Source organism: Flavobacteriales bacterium, from assembly GCA_013214975.1.
Taxonomy (GTDB): domain Bacteria; phylum Bacteroidota; class Bacteroidia; order DT-38; family DT-38; genus DT-38.
This window is the reverse complement of the sequence record JABSPR010000135.1, coordinates 1-3,938: the sequence shown is the minus strand read 5'-3', so window position 1 is coordinate 3,938 and position 3,938 is coordinate 1. Positions and strand designations below refer to the sequence as shown.

The following is a 3,938-nucleotide window of genomic DNA, read 5'->3' as shown; positions in this document are numbered from 1 at the left end:
ATGGAATTAAAGAAAAACCCAGAAGCAAATTTAGAAGTCCTTAGAAAGACTTACCTCCAAATAGGGCTAGTTGTTGCATTGGGCTTAGTGTTTATACTTTTAGAATGGCGAACTTACGAAGGTGGAATATCCGGTCTTGGTAAATTAGACATGGATATGTCGGAAGAGGAGATTATTCCTATCACGCAACCAGAGAAGCCACCACCACCACCACCACCAAAGCAAATTGTATTAGTTATCGTTGAAGACGACGAGGAGATCGAGGAAGAGCTTGAGATGGAAAGTAGCGAGGATGATGAAGACATGGAGCTTGAAATCATTGAGGAAGAAGTTGTTGAGGACGAAGTATTCATGGTTGTGGAGAAAATGCCTGAATTCCCAGGTGGAATTCCTGCAATGATGAAATATCTTGGGAAGAACATCAAATACCCAGAATTGGCTAAAGAAGCCGGTATTTCAGGAAGAGTGTTTGTTACTTTCGTTATCGATAAATCGGGGAAAGTAAATAAGGTTAAATTATTAAGAGGAATAGGCGGTGGATGCGACGAAGAAGCAATTCGTGTTGTAAAAGCTATGCCACCTTGGACTCCAGGTAAGCAAAGGGGTAAAGCAGTTAGCGTTCAGTTTAACTTGCCGATCAATTACGATCTACAGTAAAATCAAATATTTTCTTGTTGCAATAGGTTGAGTAAAACTTCGTTTTACCTAAGCCAACCTAGCTTAATACTTAAAGTTTTATTCATTTAATAACACTTTAATTATGAAAGCAAAAAACACAAATACCTCATCTTTAGAAAAGATGAGACCAATTTATTTTCAAATTGGATTAATTATTTCACTTTCCTTTACATTAATTGCCTTTGAATGGAGAACATCAGAGGCTTCAATTATAAAAGGTTATCCAGATATTGATGTGCATGACGATGATAATCAAATTCAGATTCCGATTGTAATATTTTCCGAGCCAGAACCTGAAACCAAAAAGGAAGTCTCCGAAAAGTTAATAGTGTCTACCTCAACGGAGTTCTTTATAGTTCCGGATAAAGAAGAAGTAACAGAAATACAAGATCTAATTGAGGACTTATTCGAAGATTTCTATACTGATGAGGTAATCGATACGAATGAAGTCTTCCCCTATGTAGGCATAATGCCTTGCTTTAAGGGATGTGAAATTTATGCGACAGAAGATGAGAGGGCAGATTGTACCAATAAAAAAATACACAAGTACCTGTCCCAAAACTTTGATCGTAACAACATGCCTAAGATTTCAGGAGTGGCCTATGTTAAGGTTGTTATAGGAAAAAATGGCAAAGTAAAACAAAGTTTAATAGAACATTCTTCGTATAGCCTACTAGGCGACGAGGCCATTCGATTAATGAATAGAATGCCAAAATGGAATCCTGGGAGAAATTCGGGTAGGCCAGTAAACGTCTCCTTAATTATTCCAATAAATTATGAGGTAAATTAAAAGATCTAGATAATCATTCCAGCACCAACAGTATTGTTAGTTCCTTCATCAATCAAAATAATACTTCCAGTATTTCTATTTCTTCTGTATTTATCAATATAAAGTGGTTGAGTAGATCGAATTGTAATTCTTGCGATGTCGTTCTTTCCAACGTTATTCTCTTCTTCTAAACGAGACAACGTATTAACGTCTACTTTATACTTAATATCTACAATTTTACATCTGGCTTCTCTTGTGGTATGCTTGATAGCATAAAGGCCATTAAGTTGTAGTGGTTTATCATCCATCCAGCAAACCATCATTTCAATGTCTTGAGTTACCTCTGGTTGATTATCCCCACGAACAATCATATCGCCTCTGCTCAAGTTAATGTCATCTTCTAATGTCATAGTTACAGACATTGGAGGATACGCTTTTTCAAGTTTTTTGTCGAAAAGCTCAATAGTTTTGATAGTAGATGTTAAGCCTGTCGGCAATACAGTTACTTTATCACCTGGTTTAAATACACCACCTGCAACACGGCCGCCATATCCTCTAAAGTCATGATGTTCATCAGACATTGGTCTGATTACATTTTGAACAGGGAATCTACAATCTACATAATTTCTATCGCTAGCAATATGCACGTTTTCTAATTGATACATTAGCGTAGGGCCATCGAACCAAGGCATATTCTCAGATCGATTTACAACGTTATCACCTTTCAATGCACTGATAGGGATAAAACGAATATCAGCAACTTCTAATTTAGATGAGAACTTTTTGAAATCAGCTCTGATTTTATCGTAAACTTCTTGACTGTAATCCACCAAGTCCATCTTGTTGATGCAAATTACTACGTGAGGAATTTTCAGTAAAGTTGCTATAAAAGCATGTCTGCAAGTTTGCTCAACAACACCATGTCTTGCATCTACCAATAGAATAGCTAAGTTGGCAGTAGATGCACCGGTAACCATATTCCTGGTATACTCAATATGACCTGGTGTATCGGCAATAATAAACTTCCTTTTAGGCGTAGCAAAATATCTGTAAGCAACATCAATAGTAATGCCTTGCTCCATTTCATCTTTAAGACCGTCAGTTATTAACGCTAGGTTAACGTTTTCTTCACCTTTTGCCCTGCTCGACTTTGCAATTGCCTCATACTGATCTTCGAAGATTGATTTACTGTCATAAAGCAATCTACCTATCAAAGTACTTTTACCGTCATCAACACTTCCTGCTGTAGTAAACCTCAGCAGTTCCATATTCATGTATTTGTCGTTGTCAAATTCTTCCTTTTCCATCTTGTTTTCTTAAAAATATCCTTCTTTTTTACGATCTTCCATCGATGTCTCAGATCTCTTATCATCAGCTCTTCCACCTCTTTCAGTTGTTCTTGTAGAAGCAACTTCTTGTATAATATCATCAAGTGAAGTAGCTTCAGATTCTACAGCTCCAGTAGAAGTGATGTCACCTATAGTTCTGAATCTAATAGTCATTTCTTTTACTACCTCGGTATCTCTTAATTGTATGTGTTCGGACTTAGCTAGCAACATGCCGTCTCTTTCAAACACTTCTCTTTTGTGAGAGAAATATAGATTGGGCAATTTGATGCTTTCCATTTGAATATATTGCCAAACATCTAATTCTGTCCAGTTACTAATAGGAAATACTCTGAAATGTTCGCCCATTTTTTTCTTGGTGTTAAATAAGTTCCATAATTCAGGACGTTGATTTTTTGGTTGCCATTGTCCAAAATCATCTCTATGCGAAAAGAACCTTTCTTTAGCTCTAGCTTTCTCTTCATCTCTTCGAGCTCCACCTAAGGCAGCATCGAATTTGTGTTCATCTAGCGCATCTAAAAGAGTACGGGTTTGCAATTTAATTCTACTTGCGTTAACTCCTGTCTCCTCAACACTCTTGCCTTCATCAATGGATTTTTGAACAGAACCAACAATCAAATTTGCGCCCAATTCTTCAACCATGCTATCTCTAAAAGAAATTGTTTCGTCAAAATTATGACCCGTATCTACATGCAACAAAGGGAAAGGGATTTTCGCAGGGTAAAATGCTTTCATCGCTAAATGCGTCATGATGATTGAATCTTTACCTCCGCTAAACATAAGCACTGGCTTCTGACACTCAGCAGCCATTTCTCTAATTATAAAAATCGCTTCCGACTCAAGTTCTTTCAAATGATTTATAGTACTTACCGACATCGTTATTTCTTTAGTTCAATTTTCTTCTTTAATTCTTGAATGATTCTTTCTACTGATTCTTCTACAGTAAGATCATCCGTTTTAATCTCAATACCTGGATTCTCCGGTGCCTCAAATAGTGAGTCGATTCCCGTAAAATCTTTAATCTCGCCATTTCTGGCTTTTTTGTACAGACCTTTTACATCTCGGGCTTCACAAATTTCTAAAGACGCATTTACAAATACCTCAATAAAGTCTTCTTCGCCGATTATTTCTCTTGCTTGGTCTCT

5 protein-coding genes are annotated in these 3,938 nt (G+C 36.8%); 2 read left to right on the top strand and 3 right to left on the bottom strand.

Features of this window, described 5'->3' with window-relative positions:
• Together HRT72_04985 and HRT72_04980 are read left to right on the top strand one after the other, a co-directional pair.
• Positions 1 to 657: an energy transducer TonB gene (locus HRT72_04985; protein NQY67063.1), complete on the top strand. Its 657-nt coding sequence runs from the start codon at positions 1 to 3 to the stop codon at positions 655 to 657.
• A gap of 103 nt (positions 658 to 760) precedes the next feature.
• The gene (locus HRT72_04980) at positions 761 to 1,468 is read left to right on the top strand and encodes an energy transducer TonB (protein NQY67062.1); all 708 of its coding nucleotides are present in this window, start codon (positions 761 to 763) and stop codon (positions 1,466 to 1,468) included.
• A 5-nt stretch (positions 1,469 to 1,473) separates the two neighbouring features.
• Here the strand turns inward: HRT72_04980 and HRT72_04975 are convergent, their stop codons facing one another.
• The 3 genes from HRT72_04975 to HRT72_04965 all read right to left on the bottom strand — a co-directional run.
• On the bottom strand, positions 1,474 to 2,754 hold the full coding sequence (locus tag HRT72_04975) for a GTP-binding protein (GenBank protein ID NQY67061.1): 1,281 nt from the start codon (positions 2,752 to 2,754) through the stop codon (positions 1,474 to 1,476).
• A gap of 9 nt (positions 2,755 to 2,763) precedes the next feature.
• Positions 2,764 to 3,669, bottom strand: a complete 906-nt coding sequence (gene cysD, locus HRT72_04970; protein ID NQY67060.1) for a sulfate adenylyltransferase subunit CysD — start codon at positions 3,667 to 3,669, stop codon at positions 2,764 to 2,766.
• A 2-nt stretch (positions 3,670 to 3,671) separates the two neighbouring features.
• On the bottom strand, positions 3,672 to 3,938 hold a 267-nt coding region (locus HRT72_04965), incomplete at its 5' end, for an adenylyl-sulfate kinase (protein NQY67059.1).